Here is a 20,071-nt window from a genome sequence, read left to right on the forward strand (position 1 = left end):
TCAGGCCTCCAGCCAGACGTCTTCGAAACGCGAAGCCGTCAGATACGGGTCCGGCCGGATCGGACCAGGCGCCTGCCAGGCGATGTCGAACAGCCCGTCGGCCCGCGCCACACCGATGCGCGGATGCAGCCAGAGATGACGGGTATCGGCGTCGAAGTTGATACGGCCTTCCGGTGCAAAAAAATCTTCCATGAGAATTTCTTCGGAAATGCGATGGGTCTCAAGCGAGCCCGCCCGGGCAAGCGCCCGGGCGAAAAGATGAACCTGTGCATAGGCCGGCTGCGACCAGACGCTCGTAGTCACCTCTTCGCCGAAGCGGCTCTTGAAGGCGCTGACGAAACGGTCATTCGCCTCGTTCTCGACCGTCTGGAAATAAGTCGCCGAGAGAATGTGGCCGGTGCAGGCATCGGCTCCTATCTCGCGTATCTCGGTCTCGGCCATGGTCAGACTGGCGATCGGAACCCGCTTGCGATCGATGCCGGCCTCGGCATACATGCGATAGAAGCGCTGTGCCGGCCGTCCTATAATCGTTGAGAAGATGGCGTCCGGCTGGAGGCGAACGATGTCGGAAATGACCGACCGCAGCGTTTGCTCGTCGGCATGAAGAGGAAGATATCGCTCGCTGACGACCTCGCCGCCCTTTGCCTCCACCACGTCCCGCATGACCCGATTGGATTCGCGTGGGTAGATATAATCCGCACCGACGAAGAAAATCCGGCGTCCATGGTTGCGCAGGAGGTATTCGGCGAGCGCAAAGGTGTTCTGATTGAGGGTGGCGCCGGTGTAGACGACATTCTCGGAATATTCAAAGCCTTCGTACATCGAGGGATAAAACAACAACCCGTTGTGCCGCTCGACAATCGGCAGCACGGCCTTGCGGCTGGCCGACATCGACGCGCCGAAGATGATATTGACGTCGTCGTCGGCCAGGAGGCGCCGCGCGAGATTGCGATAGGCGGTTTGATCGCCGCCTGGATCGTAGGCGATCGGAACGATAGGCTTGCCAAGCACACCTCCGGCCGCATTGACCTCTTCGATCGCAAGCGCGGTGCCAAGAAAGTGCTCGGTTTCCGTGATTTCGCTGATTCCGCTTCTGGAAAAAAGCACTCCCACCCGCCATTCGGAGCTTGTCATCTTCGCCTCTTCCGACGTCGCTGGAGATTCGATAGCTGGGAATTCTGTAATCCCGCGCGCTCGACTTCCCTACCCTTAGTGCGTTTCCATAGGATGCTGCAAGCGGGTTGGATGCACGTCATTAGGTTAGCCATCGGCAACGGAAGGAAGTGGTCTACCGTCATGAACCGATCCGGGCATCACATTGCCGGGTATCGGGCAGATGTACGCCTGCCCATCGGTCTTGTCCGCCCATTCGGCCCTGGCCGTGGCCAAGAGTTCTGGCGTTGTCATCAGCGATAGCCCAGTTGTCGCAAGCGTTTTTGCAGCATGCACCATGGCCTTGTGGGCGACTACGCTCTTTCCCTGGGCGACGACCTGCCAGGTATGAGGATTGGTGCCGATCGCCCAGGCCGGCGTCCAGCATTGCGCCGTCGGCGTCACCCAGCTGACATCACCGACATCGGTCGACCCGGCGCGGAAATGCGACTGGCCTTCGAACTCACGCAAGCCAAGATGCAGCGGCGTCGATCCGTCGATCTTCGCATTGGAAAAGACATCTCCCCTGATCTGATAGAGCCGGATGCTGCTCCTGATCGCCTCGTCGGTAAAGGTTTGCTGAATGGATTTGGCAAAAGCGAGATCCGCCTCGTCGAAGGCGATCGGGCCGAGCGCCATCATATTCTCGTGCATGGCGGTTTCGAGCGTGATGTTCGGCAAGAGATTGGTCGAAGCCGTGTCGAACACGATCTCCACCTCCGTTTCCGTCATCATGGCGGCGCCGCGCGCCACTTTCTCGACGCGTTTGGCAAGATCCAGAGCCTGCGGCATTTCCGGAGCGCGGATCAGATAGAGCACCTCAGCCTTTGCCTGAACGACATTCGCCGCCCTGCCACCCGTATCGGTGATCGCATAATGCACGCGGCAATCCTGCGGCATGTGCTCGCGCAGGAAATTGACACCGACATTCATCAGCTCCACCGCATCGAGCGCCGACCGGCCGAGATGGGCCGCGTTCGACGCATGCGCAGCGACACCCTTGAAACGATAATAATATTCGATGACCGCGAGATTGTTGGTCGAGCGCACCCCATTGAACGGCGCCGGATGCCAGGTCAAAGCGGTATCGACATCATCGAACAGATCCGCCCGCACCATGAAGGTCTTGCCTGAGCCACCCTCCTCACCCGGGCACCCGTAATAACGGACGGTGCCAGAGAGATTATTTGCCTTCATGTGCCGGGCAAGAGCAACTGCCGCCATCAGCGAACCGACGCCGAGCAGGTTATGGCCGCAGCCATGCCCGGTCGCGCCATCGACCAGGGCTTGGCGCTCAGCGACATCGGCAACCTGGCTCATGCCGGCCAGCGCATCGAACTCGCCCAGAAAAGCAATCACCGGCTTGCCGGCACCGAAATCGCCGATAAAGGCCGTCTCCATGCCGGCCACGCCGCGCCGGAGCGAAAAGCCATTATCTTCGAGCGCCTTTGCAAGGAGTTCGGACGAACGCGTCTCCTCGAATTTCAGTTCGGCAAAATCCCAGATGCTGTCGCTGAGCTTGGTAAAATCCGGCTTCATTCCTTCGATCGCTGCGGCAATCGATTGCACGGTCTCTTGATTCATCGCGCGTCCTCCTATCGTGCTGGCGCCTGCGAAGGGGCGCACGAAGCCGCTCGCCGCGAGGGCGCTGGCTTCCTCTTAAAAAGATGAGCTGCCCGCGCCGTCATCCGCATCGGCGCGGGCAAGCAATTCAGTCGACCGACACTTCCCAGAGCCGGGCGTTCGACTGCCAGACCGGCTGGCCTTTCAGCGTCTTGCTGGCGCCCCAGACATCGACCATGTCGTAGAGGAAGATGCCCGGCATATCCTTCAGCATGAGTTCGTGGAATTCATCGAAGATCTTCTGCCGCTTGGCCTGGTCCGCCTCGACATAGGCAGCCTTCATCAGTTCGATCGCCTTCGGGTCGTCCCACATCAACGAGGCGTTCTTGTCCTTGTCGCCGACATAGAAGGAATACATCAACGCTGGATCGAGACGTGGCGCCACAGACTGCGAAATGATCTGATAGTTGCCGGAGCGGCGGCGATCGACCTGGGTCGCGTAGTCGAGCACCTCGATCTGCACGTTGAGGCCGATCTGCTGCAGCATGGCCTGCGCCATCACTGCGACCGGGAAGCTCGGCACGTTGCCGCGCTTGTTGGCGATGATCGAGATCGGTTCGCCCTTGTAGCCGGACGCCTCGAGCTCCTTTTTCGCCGCCTCCAGGTCATACGGCAGACGCTTCTTCTGGGTCGCGTCGAAATAGACGGAATCCTGCGACACCATCGATCCATTGGCCTCACCCGTTCCGTTGGATGCGGCGGCAACGAGTTCATCGAGATCGAGCGCCATCGCCATGGCGCGGCGCACGCCGGGCTTACCCAGCACCTTGTCGCGCGTCTGGATGTAGAACAGGTTCTTGCCGTTGTTGCGCGCCACGATGAGCTGCATCTTCGGGTTCGACTTGATTTCAGGGATCAAATCCGGCGAAAGTTCGGCCGTGTCGAGCACACCCGATTCCAGGCCGGCCTTCACGGTCGAAGGATCGGGAATGACCATGAACTTGATGCCGTCGGCGAGCGGTCGCTTGGAGCCGACCATGCCGTCGGGCTTGCCATCATTTGCCGGCGAGACGTAGTCGGCGAATTTCTTCAGGTGTATATATTCGCCCTTCTTCCATTCGTCCCACATGAAGGGACCGGTGCCGATCGGCTTGATGAAACTGCCGTCTGCGCCGACGGAATCGGGCGAGACCATCCCGGTATAACCACACTCCGGACGCGACATCAGACCGAGGAAAACGGCGGAGGGCTTCTCGAGCTTGATTTCGACCGTCGACGCATCGACTGCCTTGACGCCGGTCACATGCGCTGCACCGCCGGCGGCAAAATCGGCGAGGCAGGTCCATTTCGTCTCGGGCTTCAGATAGCGCGTCCAGTTCCACACCACATCGTCCGCCGTCAGCAGCTTGCCATTGTGGAATTTGACATCGGTCCTGAGCTTGAACGTATAGGTAAGACCATCGGCCGAGGTCTCGAAGCTTTTGGCGAGCAGCGGCTTGACTTCGCCACTATTGTTGTAGCCGACGAGCCCCTCGACGATATGCAGAATGACGCCATCGGTATTGCCGTCGCGGTTTACGCCCGGATTGTTGCTGCGCAGGTCCGAACTCTGCGCAACGGTGATATCACGCGCTGCGGCGACATTTGCCAATGCGAGCAGGGCCGCGCCCGCAAGAAGAAGCTTTTTCACTGTTCTACCCTCTTATCTGTCGTTGATTGTTATGACGCAAATCCATCCCAACAGGCACGCGACAGCCTGCCGATCGTCTCGAGCGCCATCGTATATCCCGGCGTGCCGTCCGGCATGGCAAGCGGCACCTCATCGGTGTAGGCGGAGATGATGTAAAACGGCGCATCGTCGCAATAGACGATGCCGGCATTCATGCGGCCGCGCTTGCCGGTGCCGCCCTTGTGGGCGACGACGGTGCCGAAAGGCAGCCGGGACGGGATCGCATAACGCAGGATCTGGTTCTTCAGTGTCTGCAGCGCATAGGCACAGAGTGCGGCCGAGACGCCGAGCTTTTCCTGAACCGCCGTCGAAGTCTGCGCATCGAGGATCATCTGAAGAAGTACGGCCTGGTCGCGCGCCGTGGTGGTCGTCACCGACTTCAGCGCGTGATCCGGCGACAAAGCGAGCGGCGGGATCAGAAAGCGGTGGTGCGTGCCGGCAAGCCCGATCGACTTGCAATAAATGTCGACCTCCTCCAGCGTCAGGCGTTCGAACACCATCTTGGTGCAGACATTGTCGCTGAGCACCATCATGCCGGTGATGGCGTCACGCAGCGAAATGACGATGCCGGGGGTCATATAGCGGAACATGCCGCTTGCCACTTCCTCGGCAAAGCGCGCTTCATAAGTAACAGGCTCGTCGAGATCGAGCCGCCCCTCCTGTGCCGCCTTCAGCGCAGCCATCATGATCGAGGTCTTGCGGGTGCTTGCCGAAGGCGTTTCTTCGTCAGCACATCGTTCGATCGTCTCGCCGGTCAAAAGGTTGCGCATCAGGAAGCGGGTTACGAAGGGTTGCGCGTCGCAGATCTCTGCGAGCCGCTCGGCAACCGAAGCGGAATTGGAAAGACTGACCACATCAATTCTCCAGGCGCCATTTGAGTATCACACCACCCTTTTCATTCTGGTCGAGGGCGGGAATGGCCGAGAGGAGCCGGCGCGTATAGGCCTCCTTCGGGTGATCGAAAATCATGTCGCGGTCGCCTTCCTCGATGATGCGCCCGTCCTGCATGACGACGACGCGGTCGGCGACCTGTTCGACGACACCGAGATCGTGGCTGATGAAGAGGCAGGAGAAGCCGTAGCGCTTCTGCAGATTGGAGAAGAGCTCCAGCACCTGGGCTCTGACCGTGACGTCGAGCGCTGAAACCGGCTCGTCGGCAATGAGAAAGCGAGGGCGTCGCGCGATGGCCCGGGCGATCGCCACGCGCTGCCGCTGACCGCCCGACAGTTCATGCGGGTAGCGGTTGGCGTAGTCACTGCTAAGACCAACCTCCTCAAGCGTTTCCAAGGCCCGCATGCGCTTGGCGTCGCCTTCGAGATCGGGCACAAGCCTGAGCGCCTCTTCGACCAGCGCCTGGATCGTCATGCGCGGATCGAGCGAAGAATAAGGGTCCTGGAAGACCATCTGGCAGTTCAGGCGGTAGTCGCGCCAGTCTTCATCGCGTGACCGGCCCTGAAAGCGAATGTCGCCTCCGCTCTGCTTGACAAGACCGGCAATGGTCCGGCCGAGCGTCGTCTTTCCTGAACCCGATCCACCGACCAGGGCGACAACTTCGCCTTCATGGATATCGACGCTGACACCGTGCAACGCGCGCTTGGGGTTCCCCCTTTTGAGCAGTGACTTGCGACCGGCATAATCGACCACGATGTTACGGGCAGAAACCATCGGCGCCCGCGAGGTATCGACGCGGCGGGTTTCGCTGCGGAACGGCAAAGAAGACAGGAGCTTCTTCGTATATGGGTGCTTCGGTGCCTCAAGCAGATCCTCGGTACGCCCCTGCTCGACGACTGCACCCTTTTCCATGACAACGATATGGTTCGTATATCGCGCCACCATCGGCAGATCGTGACTGATGAGGAGAACGGCCGTTCCCTCCGCCCGCGTGAGGTCGACCATAAGCTCCATCACATCGCGCTGGATGACGGCATCCAGTGCGGTGGTCGGCTCGTCGGCGATGAGGAGCGCCGGCTTCAAGAGCATGACGGAGGCAAGCATGATGCGCTGGCGCATGCCGCCCGAAAACTCGTGCGGGTACGAGATGAGCGCCCCTTCCGGTTCGCGAATCCCGACACGCTTCAACATGTCGAGAATGCGCAGGCGGCGCTCATCGGGCGAGAGCCTGGTGTGGAGAACAAGCCCCTCCTCCAGCTGCCGGCCGATTGTCATCGACGGATTGAGCGAGGTCATCGGTTCCTGGAAGACGACGCCGATCTCGCCACCCCGCAACTCGCGAAGCTCCCGACCCTTCATCGCCAGGACGTCGCGTCCCTTGTAAGTGACGGCTCCGCCGACAACGCCGATCGCCTGCGGCAACAGCGATATCAGTGCACGGGTCGCCAGCGTCTTGCCGGAGCCGCTCTCGCCGACGATGCCGAAGATCTCGCCGGCCGCGATATCGAAACTGACGTCCTTGACCACCCTATGGCCGGATCTTGCGACCTCAAGCGAAAGATCGCGGACGCTGAGAAGAATGTTCCCTGCTGTTTCGGATGTCATTTCAGACCTCTCATGCGCGGATCGAGCCTGTCACGAAGGGCATCGCCCAGAAGATTGATGCCGAGCAGCGTCAATGCGATGCAGAGGCCGGGGAAAAGGCCAAGCCATACGGCCTGCTGGATGAGCGGCCGGCCGGCGGCCAGCATGTTGCCCCAGGTCGGAGCCGGCGGCGGCACGCCGAGACCAAGGAAGGACAGCGCACTTTCAGACAGAATGGCCCAACCGAACATCGAGGTCGCCAGCACGGTTATCGGCGCGAGGCAGTTGGGCAGGACATGGCGAAACATCGTATAAAGCTCACCATTGCCCATCACTCGGGATGCTTCGATGAATTCGCGCTCACGCAGCGAAAGAACAGCACCACGGACGACACGCGCCATGGACGGCGTATAGGCGATGCCGAGCGCAAAGATGATGCCATATTGGTTGGCACCGAAGACTGCGAGCAGGCCGAGTGCCAGCAGAATGCCTGGGAAGGCGAGCAGCGCGTTGTTGACCGCCATGATTGCGCCATCCGCCCAGCCGCGGGCGTAGCCACTGACAAGCCCGATCAGGGTACCAAAAGCCGTTGCCAGGACGACGGTCAGCGCACCGATCCAGACGCTTGCGCGTGCGCCGACCATCAGGCGGCTGAGCACATCGCGGCCGAACTCGTCTGTTCCGAGCGGATGGACAGCGTTTGGTGCGACAAGCCGCGCGGTAAATGAGAGCTTTGTCGGATCGAATGGCGTCCAGAACAGTCCGACGGCGGCGGCGGTAAGCAGGATGGCGACGAGAAGGCCGCCGACCAGCCCGTTGAGAGAAAGCTTCTTCATTCGGCAACCACACGCGGATCAAAGAGAGGATAGAGAAGGTCGACGACGAGGTTGACCAGGACGTAGGAGAGCGACACGAACAGCAGGCAACCCTGAATGACGGGATAGTCGCGTGCGAAAATGCTATCGACCATCAACCGCCCCAGGCCGGGGATGGTAAAGACCGTCTCGATGACGGCGATCCCTCCCAGCAGATTGCCCAGGATGAGACCGATCATCGTCCAGGTCGGGCCAAAGGCATTCTTGAAAGCGTGCCGCCAAAGGACAGCGCCTTCAGACAGACCCTTGGCGCGAGCGTGTGTTATATAGTCGAGACGCAGCACTTCCAGCGTCGAAGCGCGCGCCATGCGGATCAAAACGCCCATCTCGTGAATGACCAACGTCATGATCGGCAATACGAGATAGAGCAGGCCAGCGATGATGTTGCTGCCGATCGAGACATAGCCAAGGACCGGGAGCCAGCCGAGCTTGAGGCCGAAGAAAAGCAACAAAAGCAGCCCGAGCCAGAATGTCGGAACCGACAGCAGGATGGTGGCCGTACCCACCAAAGCCAGATCGGTCAGGCTGTTCTGACGCCATGCCGCGATAAGGCCTGCCGGCACGGCGATCAGGCTCGCCAGGAAAACGGCAACGACCACGATCTCGGCGCTGACGAGAAAGCGCGATGCGACAAGCGGCAGCACGGCCTCGCCGTTGACAATCGATCTGCCGAAATCACCCTGCAGCACATTGCCGGCCCAGATTATGAATTGCTGCGGCATCGACTTGTCGAGCCCGAGCTCGGTGCGCATCGCTGCGATCTGATCGGGTTGCGCCATATCGCCGAGCATCAGCGCGGCGGGATCACCCGGAATGAAACGGATCAAGATAAAAACCGTCACCGCGACAAGGACAATCGTCGGCAATGCCATGAGCAGGCGGTTCAGAATGAATTTAAGCATATGTTCCCCGCGATTGGCGACGAATGGCCGCCATCGGTTTCGTTGCGCAGACTATGATTGATTGAGAAAAAATCCGCAATATTATGCGATTTCGTCATAACGCTATGCAGAACCATGGAGCAGCCGGCACATCTGCTTTCCAAAGGGAAATTGTACTAACAGTATGATATCATTGATCTTTCTGAGAGATCTCCACCTGCCGCTTGAAGGCGTCGCTCAAGGCATGGGCAGCGATCGAAAGCGGCATGCCGACTGCCCTTGCCAACCCGAACTCCTGGGTCGTGCGTGGCGCGAAGGGACGATAGACCACCGGCAGGTGACGATAGAGATTGGCATAGAAGCTGCTGATGATCGTCACGCCGAGACCGTGGGCGACATAAGAGCAAGCCGAACTGTTGGTATGCGTTTCTATCTTCACGAGCTGCTTGACGCCGGCGCGTCGGAAGCTCTGGTCGAGCGCCATGCGGTTCGGCCTTTGCCGCCCGATCAGAATAAGAGGGACATCGCGCAGATTCTTGACCGCGATCTCCTCCAGCTCCGCAAGAGGGTGATCTTTCGGCACGACACACACGCTTTCCCCCGTCGCGACGCGCTCGATCTCGACGCCAGGCCCGCTTTCGCCCTCCATGCGCAGGAAGCCGAAATCGATTACCCGTTGCTCGACGAGCTTGTTGATCGACGTCGTCGTCTCGAAGAAGGTTTCGATGCGCACGCCCGGAAAATCACGAATGTAATCGGCAAGCATTGCCGGCGCGAAATGTTCCCACATGCTGCTCGGCAGGCCGATACGAACGATCTCCGGTCCGGCCGCGCCGCTTCTCAGATCCTCCGCGCGGCTCGACATGCGATCGACCGCCAAAAGTATGTTTTCCGCGTCGAGGGCAAGAATCTGAGCTTCCGGAGTGGGAAGGAGGCGACCCTTGTCACGCACGAAAAGCGACATCGAAAGGTCCTCCTCGAGTTGTTGAAGGAGGCGGCTGACGCCTGATTGGCTTAGACCCATCGTCTTTGCCGCCGCGATCGTCGAACCTGTCGCCAGAAGCGTGCGCAGGACTTCCAGTTGCCTGATGTTCATATGTTTCCGATCTCCCCGAACGATCCAAGCGGCGGCATCATGACCAGCGCGAAATGCTTTGAAGAAAAAGACTGGCGACCTTGGACAAGGGGGACTTTTCCCCGCTGATTACGGTATAGACAACGGGCAGTTCCGGTTCGAATGGGATGAGGCGCAATGGCAAGGTCGCATATTCCCGGGCGATGATCTCTCCGACCAGGGCAATCCCCAGACCCTCGGCCGCAAGCGCACAGGCGCTCGCCACCGAATGCGCCTCCAGCAAAGGCCGCTGCCGGATGCCGGCCTTGTAGAACAGAGCCTCCAATTCATGCCGTACCGGCCGTTCCCTGTTCAACATGATCAGATCCTGCCCCTTCAAATCGTCAACCGACAAAAGGACGCTCTGGGCCTTGGGATGATCGCGATGCAGGGCACAGACGATCCTCGACGGCAAGACCTTCTCCTGCCTCAACCCTGGGCTCGAGAGTGGCAAGCGCGAGAAACCGAGATCGGCCTCGCCATCGGCGACCATGCGCTCTATCGCCAGATAGCTGCCGGAAGCGACTTCGACGCGCATTGGTCCATTTTCTTCGAGAAAACTCTTCACCAACTTCGGAATGCGCGTCGATGAGAGACTGGCCGGAAAAGCGAGCCGCAACATGATCTCGCGCGAGCGGCCGCTCTCAAGCTCCATCGCCGCGGTTTTCAAAGCGCGTAGCCGGTCGGAGATGACGCGGATTTCCGGACCGAGTTGCAGTCCTTCGCGGGTCGGCTGTAGCCTATTCTTTTCCCGGTCGAACAGCCTGACACCGAGATAGTCTTCCAATTGCTGCAACAGGCGACTGGCATTCGATTGCGATATCCCAAGCTCGGCGGCGGCGGCAATCGTCGAGCCGGTTGCGGCGATGGCGTCATAGGCCTCGATATGTTTCAAGCTGATCGCCGCACTGCTGTCGCGTGCCATTCTATCTCCGATATCGATAGTCCTACCCGCAAACCGCATAAGATTGCGAGCTTGCAGAAAGTTGAACATTTTCCGCGGAGAAACAAACTCACGGAAAGACGTTCGTCAATGGCCACCATTCTCCAGAAGATTGCGAAACAGGTTCTATCCCGAGCAACGTTCTCAAACCTTGCCATGGAAAGAGCAAGGGATGCCACGGTGGACACCATCGGCTGTATGATAGCCGGCAGGAACGACGCAAGCGTTGCGGCACTCATCCGTGCGTTCGATCGGGAAATTACCCAAGGTGGTGCCGCGCGGCTGGTCGGAGGCGGTTCAACCTCGTGTTCCCTTGCCGCCTTGATCAATGCAACCTCAGCGCACGCTCTCGATTTCGATGATAATTTTCATCCGGCGCGGGCACACGCATCGGCCGTGTTGGTGCCTGCGCTGCTGGCGGTGTTGTCGACTGACAAAGTTACGAGCGGAAGACAATTCCTCGAAGCCTATCTGACCGGGCTGGAAGCGCAAGCCGCAGTCGGCTTTGGCGTCAATCCCTCTCACTACAACAGGGGTTGGCACGCGACCGCGACGGTCGGCAGTATCGGAGCCGCGGCTGGCGTGGCGCGGCTTCTCGGCGCGGACGAAGAAGCGATCGCAGCGGCCATGAGCCTCGCGACCAGCTTCGCCTGTGGCCCGAAAGGACAATTCGGCACCACCGCCAAGCCGCTGCACGCGGGCCTCGCCGCGCGCAACGCGGTGGATGCGGCGCGCATGGCGCTTGCCGGCATGAGCGGACGGCTTGATATCCTCGAGCGGCCGCAAGGCTTCCTCGATCTTTTCGGAGGAGACGAGGCTAATGGCTGGGAAGGCCTCACATTCGGGGAGATGCATATCATCGAGAGCCGTGGATTGGTAACCAAGCGCCATCCCTGCTGCGCCTCAACTCATCGCGCGGTCGACGCGCTTCTGGATCTGAAACAGGAGCATGAGCTTGCGGCGGATGATATCGTCAGGATCGAGACTAAGGTCGGCATATCAGCGGCCCGCAACCTCGCCTATCCCAACCCCGCCGACGAGATGCAGGCGCGCTTCTCGATGCAATACTGTCTGGCCGCAGCATTCTTAAAAGGCTCCCTCAGCCTTTCGGACTTTACGCCACAGGGGATCGATCGGTTGGGAATCCGGGAATTCATGCCGCGTATCGAAATGCAGGCCTATTCGGCCGAAGAGGAAAAAGGCGTGGAGCGCCTGCCGCATATCGTCACCGTCATGACGCGCGACGGCCGCATCTACAGCAGATCCCGGCTGCACGCGAAGGGCTCGATCGAAGCCCCGATGAGTGACCACGAACGTGAAGTTAAGTTCATCGACTGCTTACGCTGGGCAAATCAGCATGCTTCCGAAGCTTCTTTCCAACGCCTTCGCGCGCTGGCGGAGTTTGAAACATCGTCTTGCCACGACACATTCTGGAACGTGATCTCAAATGGCTGGCATTCCAAAAACGAACGGCGCCATTAGGATACCAAGCCTGGATCGAGGGTAGTTGAGGGAGAAACTTTTCCGCAATGAGCGCCGGGAGTTTCCTTAAACTCCATTCTGCTCTTGAAGAGAGCCGAGCCGATAACCCGATTCTTACGAGAGCTATCTGTTTGAAATTCTTCAGCAGCGAAACCGTGCAGACTTAACTCTTTTAATCGCGCCAGCCCGGCGTGAAACGAGCACGGCGGGATCCGGAAACGATGAAGAGCATCGGAGAAATCGGCCTGACACCGGCCACAGGCGGGGATTTCGGCAATTCTCAAAGTGCAAAGAGCGGAACAAGGGCAGCCGCAGGAGCTTCAACAGAGTGGCCGGAAGGCGAAACGGGATCGACCGCCCCCGCTCTTTGCGCTCCGTTTATCATGGGCAGGAGGGGAGTATGATGGTGTGGAACGCCCCTCCTCAGGCAGCAAAGTTTGCCGCGCATTCCCTTGAAAGTTCAACAAGAAGCCAGATTTATGGATGAGATAGCAACGATTGGTCTCGATTTATCCGAATCGATATTTCAGGTTCATGCTATTGATGCTTCAGCATACGCAATAGCCATCGCGTAGCTCCGATATCGACCATGTTGGCACTTGCGATACCACCTAATTCGGAGAGGTGTCATGCCCGCCCTCGGCTCTTCGAACCAGGCGAGCGACCACCTCAGTCCGGTTCTGCGCCTGCAACTTACGCATTATGTGTTGCAAATGCATCTTCACCGTATGCCCCGACAAATTGAGTTTTCCTGCAATAACCTTGTTTGAGCAGCCACATTGCAACTCTGCAAGCACCTCCGCCTCCCGGGGAGTGAAATCGGCAATAGCCAAATACTGCGTCCTCTCATCCAAGCTTTTCTCGGCCTCGTTTCTGGCCGGAATATGCTCATTTGAGCCAGTTGCAACAGTCCCCAGCAACTGCGGGCAGAATGTTCCTCCCGCCAGAACGAGACGAAGACCGGCAAGAGCGATATCAATGGGAAGTGACGTCGAAAAGAAGCCGCGGATGCCCATCTTGAGCGCCTGACAAACTATGTCGACATCATCCGTACCTAAAAGCAACGTGATAGGAGCTTCGGGAAAACGCTCGGCAATTGCCGCAAGATCGTTATGCAGGCTCGTACTCCCAACGCCTCTGCCAGCCAGATCTAACGCAATCAAACGAACCTCGGCCCCAAGAGCTCTATCGAGACTCTCAGTCGATATCATGTCGATAAAATTCCACCCGGCGAATTCAAGCTCAAGAAGCTTCACCACAGTCGTACGCGCCAATGTGGAATGCTGAATAACGACAATAGTTGGTAAATTGCGCCGCATATGACGCCTGGTTTTTGCACTGTTGGACACCTGCCTGCTCCCCGGAATAGTTGCAGCCCAACAGCGATCCATATTATTTCCGTTCCTATTTCATGTCATGACACAAAAAAGGGGTACTCTCGATATCAATAGTCTTATCTCTCGCGATAATTCTTATAGACTGCGAGAGCTCAGTGATAGACAACCATGGCATGAGTGAGACATTGAAAATATTAATGATGAGAAGATATTGCTCAGATATATCTGAGCAAATTTATGCACATAAATCATATCAACAAAGATTTCAAAGACACTGAAAAGACATAGGATATGATACAAATACACTCAAGAAAATCCAATGGATATAATTAGCTGTCGATCAGTTCGGTTTTAAGTGCAGCTCTCAACTTAAAGCAGCCGCGGCACTGAGCAGGTACCGACAGATACCAGCCAAACGCAGCGGTCGAAATCTACGACAATATGGATAGGTTCATGGTGGAATGTTCGGTACCGCGGTGATCGGGCGTTCCGCAACATGTTTCTATGGAAGGAAAAAGCCAGACGGATGAAACGATCCAGCATATGGTTTGAGAAATGGAGCGGAAGACGGCCTCATGGAGTTGAGCCTCCGCAATGCCAGCAAGGATACTATCTTTCAGGTGTGTATGAAGCCCAGAATGTCGTCTACGAGGGCCGAATGGGCGTCCGTAAGGTTGCCGCCGCCGCCGTGACCGCCGACACCGGCCAATTGAAGTGCATGCTGATCGTAGAGAACATGATCAATCTGCTGGGCGTCCGCCGTCCCACCGGCAGGAACTGCAATATTGATAGGATGGAAATAGGCGAGGTTGACGTCCACCATGCTGCCGGTCGACGATCCAACTCCACCGCCGCCAGCTTCATGGTTGCCGGTAAAAATCGTCCCCGATGACATGTTGAAGCCACCGCCGTTGCCGCCGATGCCGGCAATCTGCATGGTCCCCTGATCAAAAATCGCATTGTTTGTCTGATGGGCTTCCGCCGAACCGCCCGCGGCGCCTACGGCGATGTTGATCGGGGAGAAGATGGCTACGTTCACATCGACCATGCTGCCGACGAAAACTCCGTTGCCGCCATGCCCCGCATAATTGTCACCCGTAAATGTAACTGCGGTTCCCGGGCTCGCCGTCGAGTCGTGGATCGCGACATTGTGGTCCCCGCCGGAGCCGCCGATGCCACCCATCTGGGTTGCCCCCTGCAGGAACATGGCGTTGTTCGTTTGATCGGCGTGAGCCTCAGCGCCAGGGCCAACCGCCACAGCCGTATTCACAGGGGCAAACACCGCAACATCGGAGCTTACGAGCCCGCCAAAAAAGAGGCCGTTGCCACCGGTGCCGGCATGATTGACGTCACCGCCGCCGCCGATGGCAACATTGCCGCTTCCGCCATTCCCGCCGATCCCCGCCATTTCGGTGGGATGCTGATTGATCAGCGCATCGTTACCCTGGAAGGCGTCCGCGCTCGAATGAGGTCCCGCAATGGCCGTATTGGAGGGCACGAAGACGGCCAGTGCGTTGCTGTCGATCACGCCGTCGCTTATCCCATCGCCGCCGCTGCCAGCTGAATTGTAGTTCGGACCCGAAGAGACATCCAATGGAAGCCAGGTCGGCACCAGAGCCAGATGCCCCGCAGCCAAATTGGAGGTGAGGTTCTGATCGGCACCTGCTTTGGGCAAGTCTTCCGATAGGGGACGAATTTCCGTCATAACCATCTCCATTGCACGATCAACCGCACGTCTCACGGAGCGTGCAACTTATGCAGCCAGAATTTTTCGGACATTGTGCATCTGAACGTGAGAAAAGCAGAGCCTGCAATTCGTCTACATCCTGTCGGCTAGTATCATAGCCATTTGGCTATCATGGATGTAGCCCCCCACCATGCGAATTTGAGGGCGTCAAAACCGCCCTTGGAGCGGAGACCCGACATGTTGCCCTGCTTTTCTCGCAACGGTTTTCGGCTCCGAGCCAACCCTCCTCAGAACCCTAGAATCCAGCCTGTTCGCTTGAACCGCCTTTACTTCGAAAGACCAGGTGCGTCGATCAGGTGGCGGACCTGATCGCGACCATATCATCTGGTGCCTATCGCTATGCACCGAGATCAAATTACGCTCCGTCATCTCCAAGCATACGCCCGAAGGAGTGTCACCGAATATCTAGATAGCTCGCAGATTTAACCGCAGGTAATATTCACCCGCGGTTGTATTTGCTGGCGGTGAGATGCTGGATACCCATGCCGTAGAACCCACACGGACGAAACGAAGTTGAAGGAGGGATATCAATGCCTATTCCACAAATATCGGACACGATTCACTTCAGTGACCCGGTTGCCGGCGACGCGAGCGCCGGCAACGGCGGCGATGGCAATAGCCATGGCAATATTGACTACAATCCGGTTGCGTATGTCGCCAACGTGCAATCGGTCGAAGGAGCATCTACCGATCTGCACAACGGCGACCATGTTGGACAGATGGCGGATTGGACTGCCGGCAGCGGCGGACCTGGCGGCTTTGCTCAAGCCCAGAATGGCTTCCTGGCGGCAGTCACGAACAGTGGTTCCGGCGGCGCCGGGGGAGATTCTCACTCCAACGGTAGCCAGGGAAGCGTGAGCGGCGGCGACACGGCAGCGGTAAGCGCTGATACCACGGCGACGCAATATACTCAGCTTCTGGCTGATCAGCATGCCACCATCCTCGCAGGCGTCGGCGGCAACGGTGGTAACGGCAACCTGGCGCGTGGTGGCGACATCTCGGCAGCGTTGGTTCACACGGACCCCTCAACAACCACCGTGAACAATGCTCTCGATCACTTCACGAACGACTTCGGCCATATCGATCTCAGCCATCTTGGCTCATGAACCCAGGCCCTGCGGGTCGCCGGCTTCGGCTGGCGACCCTCATAGGTTGCGGAACCCACCGGCAGCCTTGTCTTATCAGTATCAAGTGGAGCGAGATCGGATAATGGCAACGCCTTCTGTAACGCCATCGCGCCCACAGACACAGCTCGTTGTTGCGCTCCGGGCTTGCGCCGGAGCCCTCGGGTTGGTTTTCCTCTATAGCTGCGGCTACAATCTCTTTCTTCTAGCGCCTTCCGTCTATCTCCTGCAGATCTATGACAGGGTCCTGTCGAGCCGAAGCGCTGATACGCTTCTGATGCTGACAATGATCATCGCCATCGCCGTGGTAGTCGGCGCAACGCTGGATATCATACGCAGGGCAGCTCTTTCGCGCATCGGCAGCTGGCTTGATCACAGGCTGCGGCCCATGGTGCTCACCGCATCATTCGAATATGCCGCGCGCGCCGATGCAGGAGCCGCCACGGAGTGCTACAGGGACCTTGCCACCTTACGCCAATTCCTCGATTCACCAGCAAGCTCCCTCTTTTTTGACGTCCCCTGGGCGCCGGTCTTCCTGCTGCTGCTCTTTCTTGTTCATCCGTTGCTTGGGGCGATCGGTCTTCTGAGCGCACTGGCGCTTCTGCTGTTTGCGTTCCTCACGGAACTGGCGACGCAAGAGCCGCTTGCCCGCGCCAATCTTGCCCTTTCGAGGAGCTATATGCGATTCGCGAACGCCCTCAAAAACATCGAGGTGATCCGGGCAATGGGCATGCAGTATGGTGCGGCGCTGCTGGTCTATCGCGATGCGGAAATGGCAAGAAGGGCACAGGACGTCGCGATGCATCGGACGGAGATCATTCTTGGTTTCTCCAAATCGATCCGGACACTTGCGCAGATCCTGATGATGGGATCCGCCACATGGCTAGTGCTCGCGAGCAACAGCAGCCCCGGCATCATCTTCGTTGCGAGCCTGCTGCTCGGGCGCGGGCTCGCGCCGATCGAAGGCGCGATAGGTGCATGGCGCTCCTTCACGTTTGCTCGCAATGCCTTCAATCGCCTGAACCGAATGCTGATCGCCGTTGCATCGGAACGCGATGCCCGAACGGTGCCGCAACCGGAACCCAATGGCCTTATTCTCGATAACGTCGGCTATATTCAGCCATTCGCCAACAGGCAGATATTGACTGGTATCACATTGCACCTGGCGCCTGGCGATTGCATCGCCCTCATCGGCCCGTCGGGATCAGGAAAATCGACGCTAGGTCGCGTCATAGCAGGCGTTGTGCAAGCAACAAGCGGCTGCGCTCTTCTTGGTGGGGTAGATATTTCGGCTCTGCGCCTTTGCGGAGGGACCCACCACGTCGGATATTTGCCGCAGGACATCGAGCTCTTCGGCGGAGCAATCAAGGATGTGATCGGCCGGCTGGATGGAGGAGATCCCGCCAAAGCAATCGATGCCGCGAAGCTGGTTGGATTGCACGAGGCGATCATGCGGCTGCCAAAGGGCTACGAGACCGATATCGGCGAAGGTGGAAGCCTGCTCCTTCGCGCTCAGCGTCAGCAGCTGGGACTGGCACGGGCGGCCTATGGGAATCCGTCCCTCATCGTTCTCGACGATCCGAACTCGAGCCTCGACTATGACGGCGAACGCATGCTGTACAAGGCGATTGAGCGCATGAAATCGAGGGGGATGACCGTTGTTATCATAACTCATCGGATGGGTATCCTGCCAGTTACCAACAAGATTGCCATTATGCGCAACGGGACTGTGGCTGCCTTCGGCGACAGTGAGCGGATTTACGAAACTCATCTTCAACCGCCATCTCGAACAGGAACATAGGGAGAGACACCATGACCTTTGTTCAACTGGACGCAACGCTGGCGAGATTTTCAAATTCATCAAGAGCGAGCCAGCGGTTCGCGGAACGATCGATTGCGACGCCCAAGCAACTGGCAGCCTACTCGCCGGTGCTCGGGTCGAAGCAGCGCGGACCCGCCCCCCCTTCGCCCATGCCGGGGCTCAGGGGCGTTATATGGACCGGGAACCTGTTGATCGGCGTCTTCATAGTCGGATTGGGAATCTGGTCGGTTCTGGCGCCGCTGAAAAGCGCAGCGGTCGCATCGGGCGTGATCGAACCGGAGTCCAGCCGCAAGACCATTCAGCACCTGGAAGGCGGCATCGTGCGACGGATACTCGTCAAAAATGGCGATGCGGTCACGGCCGGACAAGTCGTGATAGAACTCGACGACACGAAGTCCCGCTCGGAGCGTGACAGTATTCAAGGGCAACTTTGGGACGCCGAAGGAAGCCGCGCCCGCCTGCTTGCGGAGCAGACGGGCGCTGACCATATCGCCTTTCCGCAGGACCTCAGGGCGGCAATGGACAAAGATCCTTCGGTCGGTACAATTATAGCCGGACAACGGAAGATCTTCGAAGCGCGTCGCCAGGTCATGCAAGCGGAAGCTGGTATCACCAACGAGAAAATCGCGCAGGTGCGCCAGGAAATCGTCGGACTTGGCGCACAGAAGGTAGCACTGACCGACAGAGCGGCAATCTCGCAGCAGGAACTGGATCAGGTTACGGCCCTCAACGCCAAGGGATTGGAGCGAAAGAATACCGTTCTCAACCTCCAGCGGGAAAAAGCAGACCTTGCTGGCCAGCAGGGTCAGGTGGAGGCGCAGATTTCCCGCGCCTACCAGGTAATCAGCGAGGCACAGGCCGATCTTGCAAAGCTTGAAAGCGATCGGTTGAGCGAAGTCGCGCAAGGCATGCGCGACACGGAAAACCAGATCATGCAACTGCGCGAGCGTTTGTGGGCGATCGACGACCAGCTTTCAAGGACCGATATCCGCGCCCCCGAAGATGGAACGATCATGAACCTGCGCATCCACACGGCTGGCGGAGTGATCGGCGCGGGCGAGCCGCTCGTCGATCTTGTGCCACGCAACGATCGCCTCATCGTGTCGGCCCATGTGAGACCGGAAGACATCAATCTCGTCCGCGCGGGGCTTGAGGCGCAGGTTCACCTTCTTCCATACAATCAGCGGCGCGTTCCACTGCTGAAGGGCCAGGTCGAGTATGTGTCGGCGGACCGTCTCACCGATGCGCAGAGCGGCCAGCCCTACTTTGCCGCGACGATCCGTGTGACGGACGAGCGGTTGGCGAAAATGAGCGATGTCGAACTGGTCGCGGGCATGCCCGCACAGGCACTGATCGAAACGGGCAAAAGCAGCGTGGCGTTCTATGCCATCAGACCGCTCCTAGACAGTTTCCACAGAGCATTTCGTGAGGACTGAAGCGGTGATGGGCAAGAGAAAATTCGACGACGACCAGATTACCGGCATTCTGAAGGAGCACCAGGCTGGGGTGACGGTAGCGGATGTTTGCCACAAGCATGGCATCAGCGAACCGACCTTCTATCGCTGGCAATCCCTACAGTTTAGAAGCTCTGGTCTCGATACCAAAAGAATGAGAGCATTGGAGGAAGAGAACCAGAAGCTCAAGAAGCTTTTGGCCGAAGCCATGCTCTCGGCAGCAACGCTGAGCGAGATGCTGGCCAAGACATCGAATGGGCGAAACTAACCTCTAATCATAGGATGCGGTCACCTTCGGGCCTTATATACTAGGGCACGGCAGCATGTTTTTGGACACGTGCCTCCGAAATGAAAGGTAAAGGAAAACGGTTCA

Annotated in this window: 16 protein-coding genes; 5 read left to right on the forward strand and 11 right to left on the reverse strand. The window is 58.4% G+C overall.

The window, feature by feature from the left end; all coding sequences use genetic code 11:
• The 9 genes from AC13Q5_RS23690 to AC13Q5_RS23730 form a co-directional block, all read right to left on the reverse strand.
• Complete coding sequence (locus tag AC13Q5_RS23690; protein ID WP_488503357.1) at positions 1-1,134, reverse strand: transporter substrate-binding domain-containing protein; 1,134 nt, start codon at positions 1,132-1,134, stop codon at positions 1-3.
• Between the two features lie 126 nt (positions 1,135-1,260).
• A complete protein-coding gene (locus AC13Q5_RS23695) occupies positions 1,261-2,736 on the reverse strand; it encodes a M20 family metallopeptidase (protein ID WP_488503358.1) in 1,476 nt (491 codons plus the stop codon).
• Between the two features lie 127 nt (positions 2,737-2,863).
• Positions 2,864-4,405, reverse strand: a complete 1,542-nt coding sequence (locus AC13Q5_RS23700) for an ABC transporter substrate-binding protein (protein ID WP_488503359.1) — start codon at positions 4,403-4,405, stop codon at positions 2,864-2,866.
• Between the two features lie 29 nt (positions 4,406-4,434).
• The gene (locus AC13Q5_RS23705) at positions 4,435-5,214 is read right to left on the reverse strand and encodes a serine hydrolase (protein WP_488503522.1); all 780 of its coding nucleotides are present in this window, start codon (positions 5,212-5,214) and stop codon (positions 4,435-4,437) included.
• Positions 5,215-5,299: 85 nt separating this feature from the next.
• On the reverse strand, positions 5,300-6,940 hold the full coding sequence (locus tag AC13Q5_RS23710) for a dipeptide ABC transporter ATP-binding protein (RefSeq protein ID WP_488503360.1): 1,641 nt from the start codon (positions 6,938-6,940) through the stop codon (positions 5,300-5,302).
• Positions 6,937-7,755 carry an ABC transporter permease gene (locus AC13Q5_RS23715; protein WP_075854532.1) on the reverse strand — a complete coding sequence of 273 codons (819 nt, stop codon included), beginning with the start codon at positions 7,753-7,755 and terminating at the stop codon, positions 6,937-6,939. The genes AC13Q5_RS23710 and AC13Q5_RS23715 overlap by 4 nt, the downstream gene beginning before the upstream one ends.
• Entirely contained in the window at positions 7,752-8,696 is a 945-nt protein-coding gene (locus AC13Q5_RS23720) for an ABC transporter permease (protein WP_075854533.1), read from the reverse strand. The genes AC13Q5_RS23715 and AC13Q5_RS23720 overlap by 4 nt, the downstream gene beginning before the upstream one ends.
• Positions 8,697-8,865: 169 nt before the next feature.
• Entirely contained in the window at positions 8,866-9,771 is a 906-nt protein-coding gene (locus AC13Q5_RS23725) for a LysR family transcriptional regulator (protein WP_488503361.1), read from the reverse strand.
• Between the two features lie 37 nt (positions 9,772-9,808).
• Positions 9,809-10,783, reverse strand: a complete 975-nt coding sequence (locus AC13Q5_RS23730; protein ID WP_488503362.1) for a LysR family transcriptional regulator — start codon at positions 10,781-10,783, stop codon at positions 9,809-9,811.
• 39 nt (positions 10,784-10,822) lie between these two features.
• On the opposite strand from AC13Q5_RS23730, the gene AC13Q5_RS23735 reads away from it, so the two are divergent.
• Positions 10,823-12,214, forward strand: a complete 1,392-nt coding sequence (locus tag AC13Q5_RS23735) for an MmgE/PrpD family protein (RefSeq protein ID WP_488503363.1) — start codon at positions 10,823-10,825, stop codon at positions 12,212-12,214.
• Positions 12,215-12,825: 611 nt separating this feature from the next.
• On the opposite strand, the gene AC13Q5_RS23740 is transcribed toward AC13Q5_RS23735, so the two are convergent.
• Positions 12,826-13,605 carry a LuxR family transcriptional regulator gene (locus AC13Q5_RS23740; RefSeq protein ID WP_075854537.1) on the reverse strand — a complete coding sequence of 260 codons (780 nt, stop codon included), beginning with the start codon at positions 13,603-13,605 and terminating at the stop codon, positions 12,826-12,828.
• 562 nt (positions 13,606-14,167) lie between these two features.
• Entirely contained in the window at positions 14,168-15,256 is a 1,089-nt protein-coding gene (locus AC13Q5_RS23745) for a hypothetical protein (protein ID WP_075854538.1), read from the reverse strand.
• Between the two features lie 572 nt (positions 15,257-15,828).
• Here AC13Q5_RS23745 and AC13Q5_RS23750 point away from each other — a divergent pair.
• From AC13Q5_RS23750 to AC13Q5_RS23765, 4 genes are all read left to right on the forward strand, one after another.
• Positions 15,829-16,404 (forward strand): PE-PGRS family protein, encoded by a 576-nt coding sequence (locus AC13Q5_RS23750; RefSeq protein WP_457879249.1) that lies wholly within the window; start codon positions 15,829-15,831, stop codon positions 16,402-16,404.
• A gap of 103 nt (positions 16,405-16,507) precedes the next feature.
• Complete coding sequence (locus AC13Q5_RS23755; protein ID WP_488503364.1) at positions 16,508-18,223, forward strand: type I secretion system permease/ATPase; 1,716 nt, start codon at positions 16,508-16,510, stop codon at positions 18,221-18,223.
• Positions 18,224-18,234: 11 nt separating this feature from the next.
• Entirely contained in the window at positions 18,235-19,680 is a 1,446-nt protein-coding gene (locus tag AC13Q5_RS23760; protein ID WP_488503365.1) for an HlyD family type I secretion periplasmic adaptor subunit, read from the forward strand.
• A gap of 7 nt (positions 19,681-19,687) precedes the next feature.
• A complete protein-coding gene (locus AC13Q5_RS23765) occupies positions 19,688-19,966 on the forward strand; it encodes a transposase (RefSeq protein WP_075854542.1) in 279 nt (92 codons plus the stop codon).
• The last annotated feature ends 105 nt before the right edge of the window (positions 19,967-20,071 follow it).

The sequence above is a fragment of the Martinezella sp. CNPSo 3964 genome, from assembly GCF_057784375.1.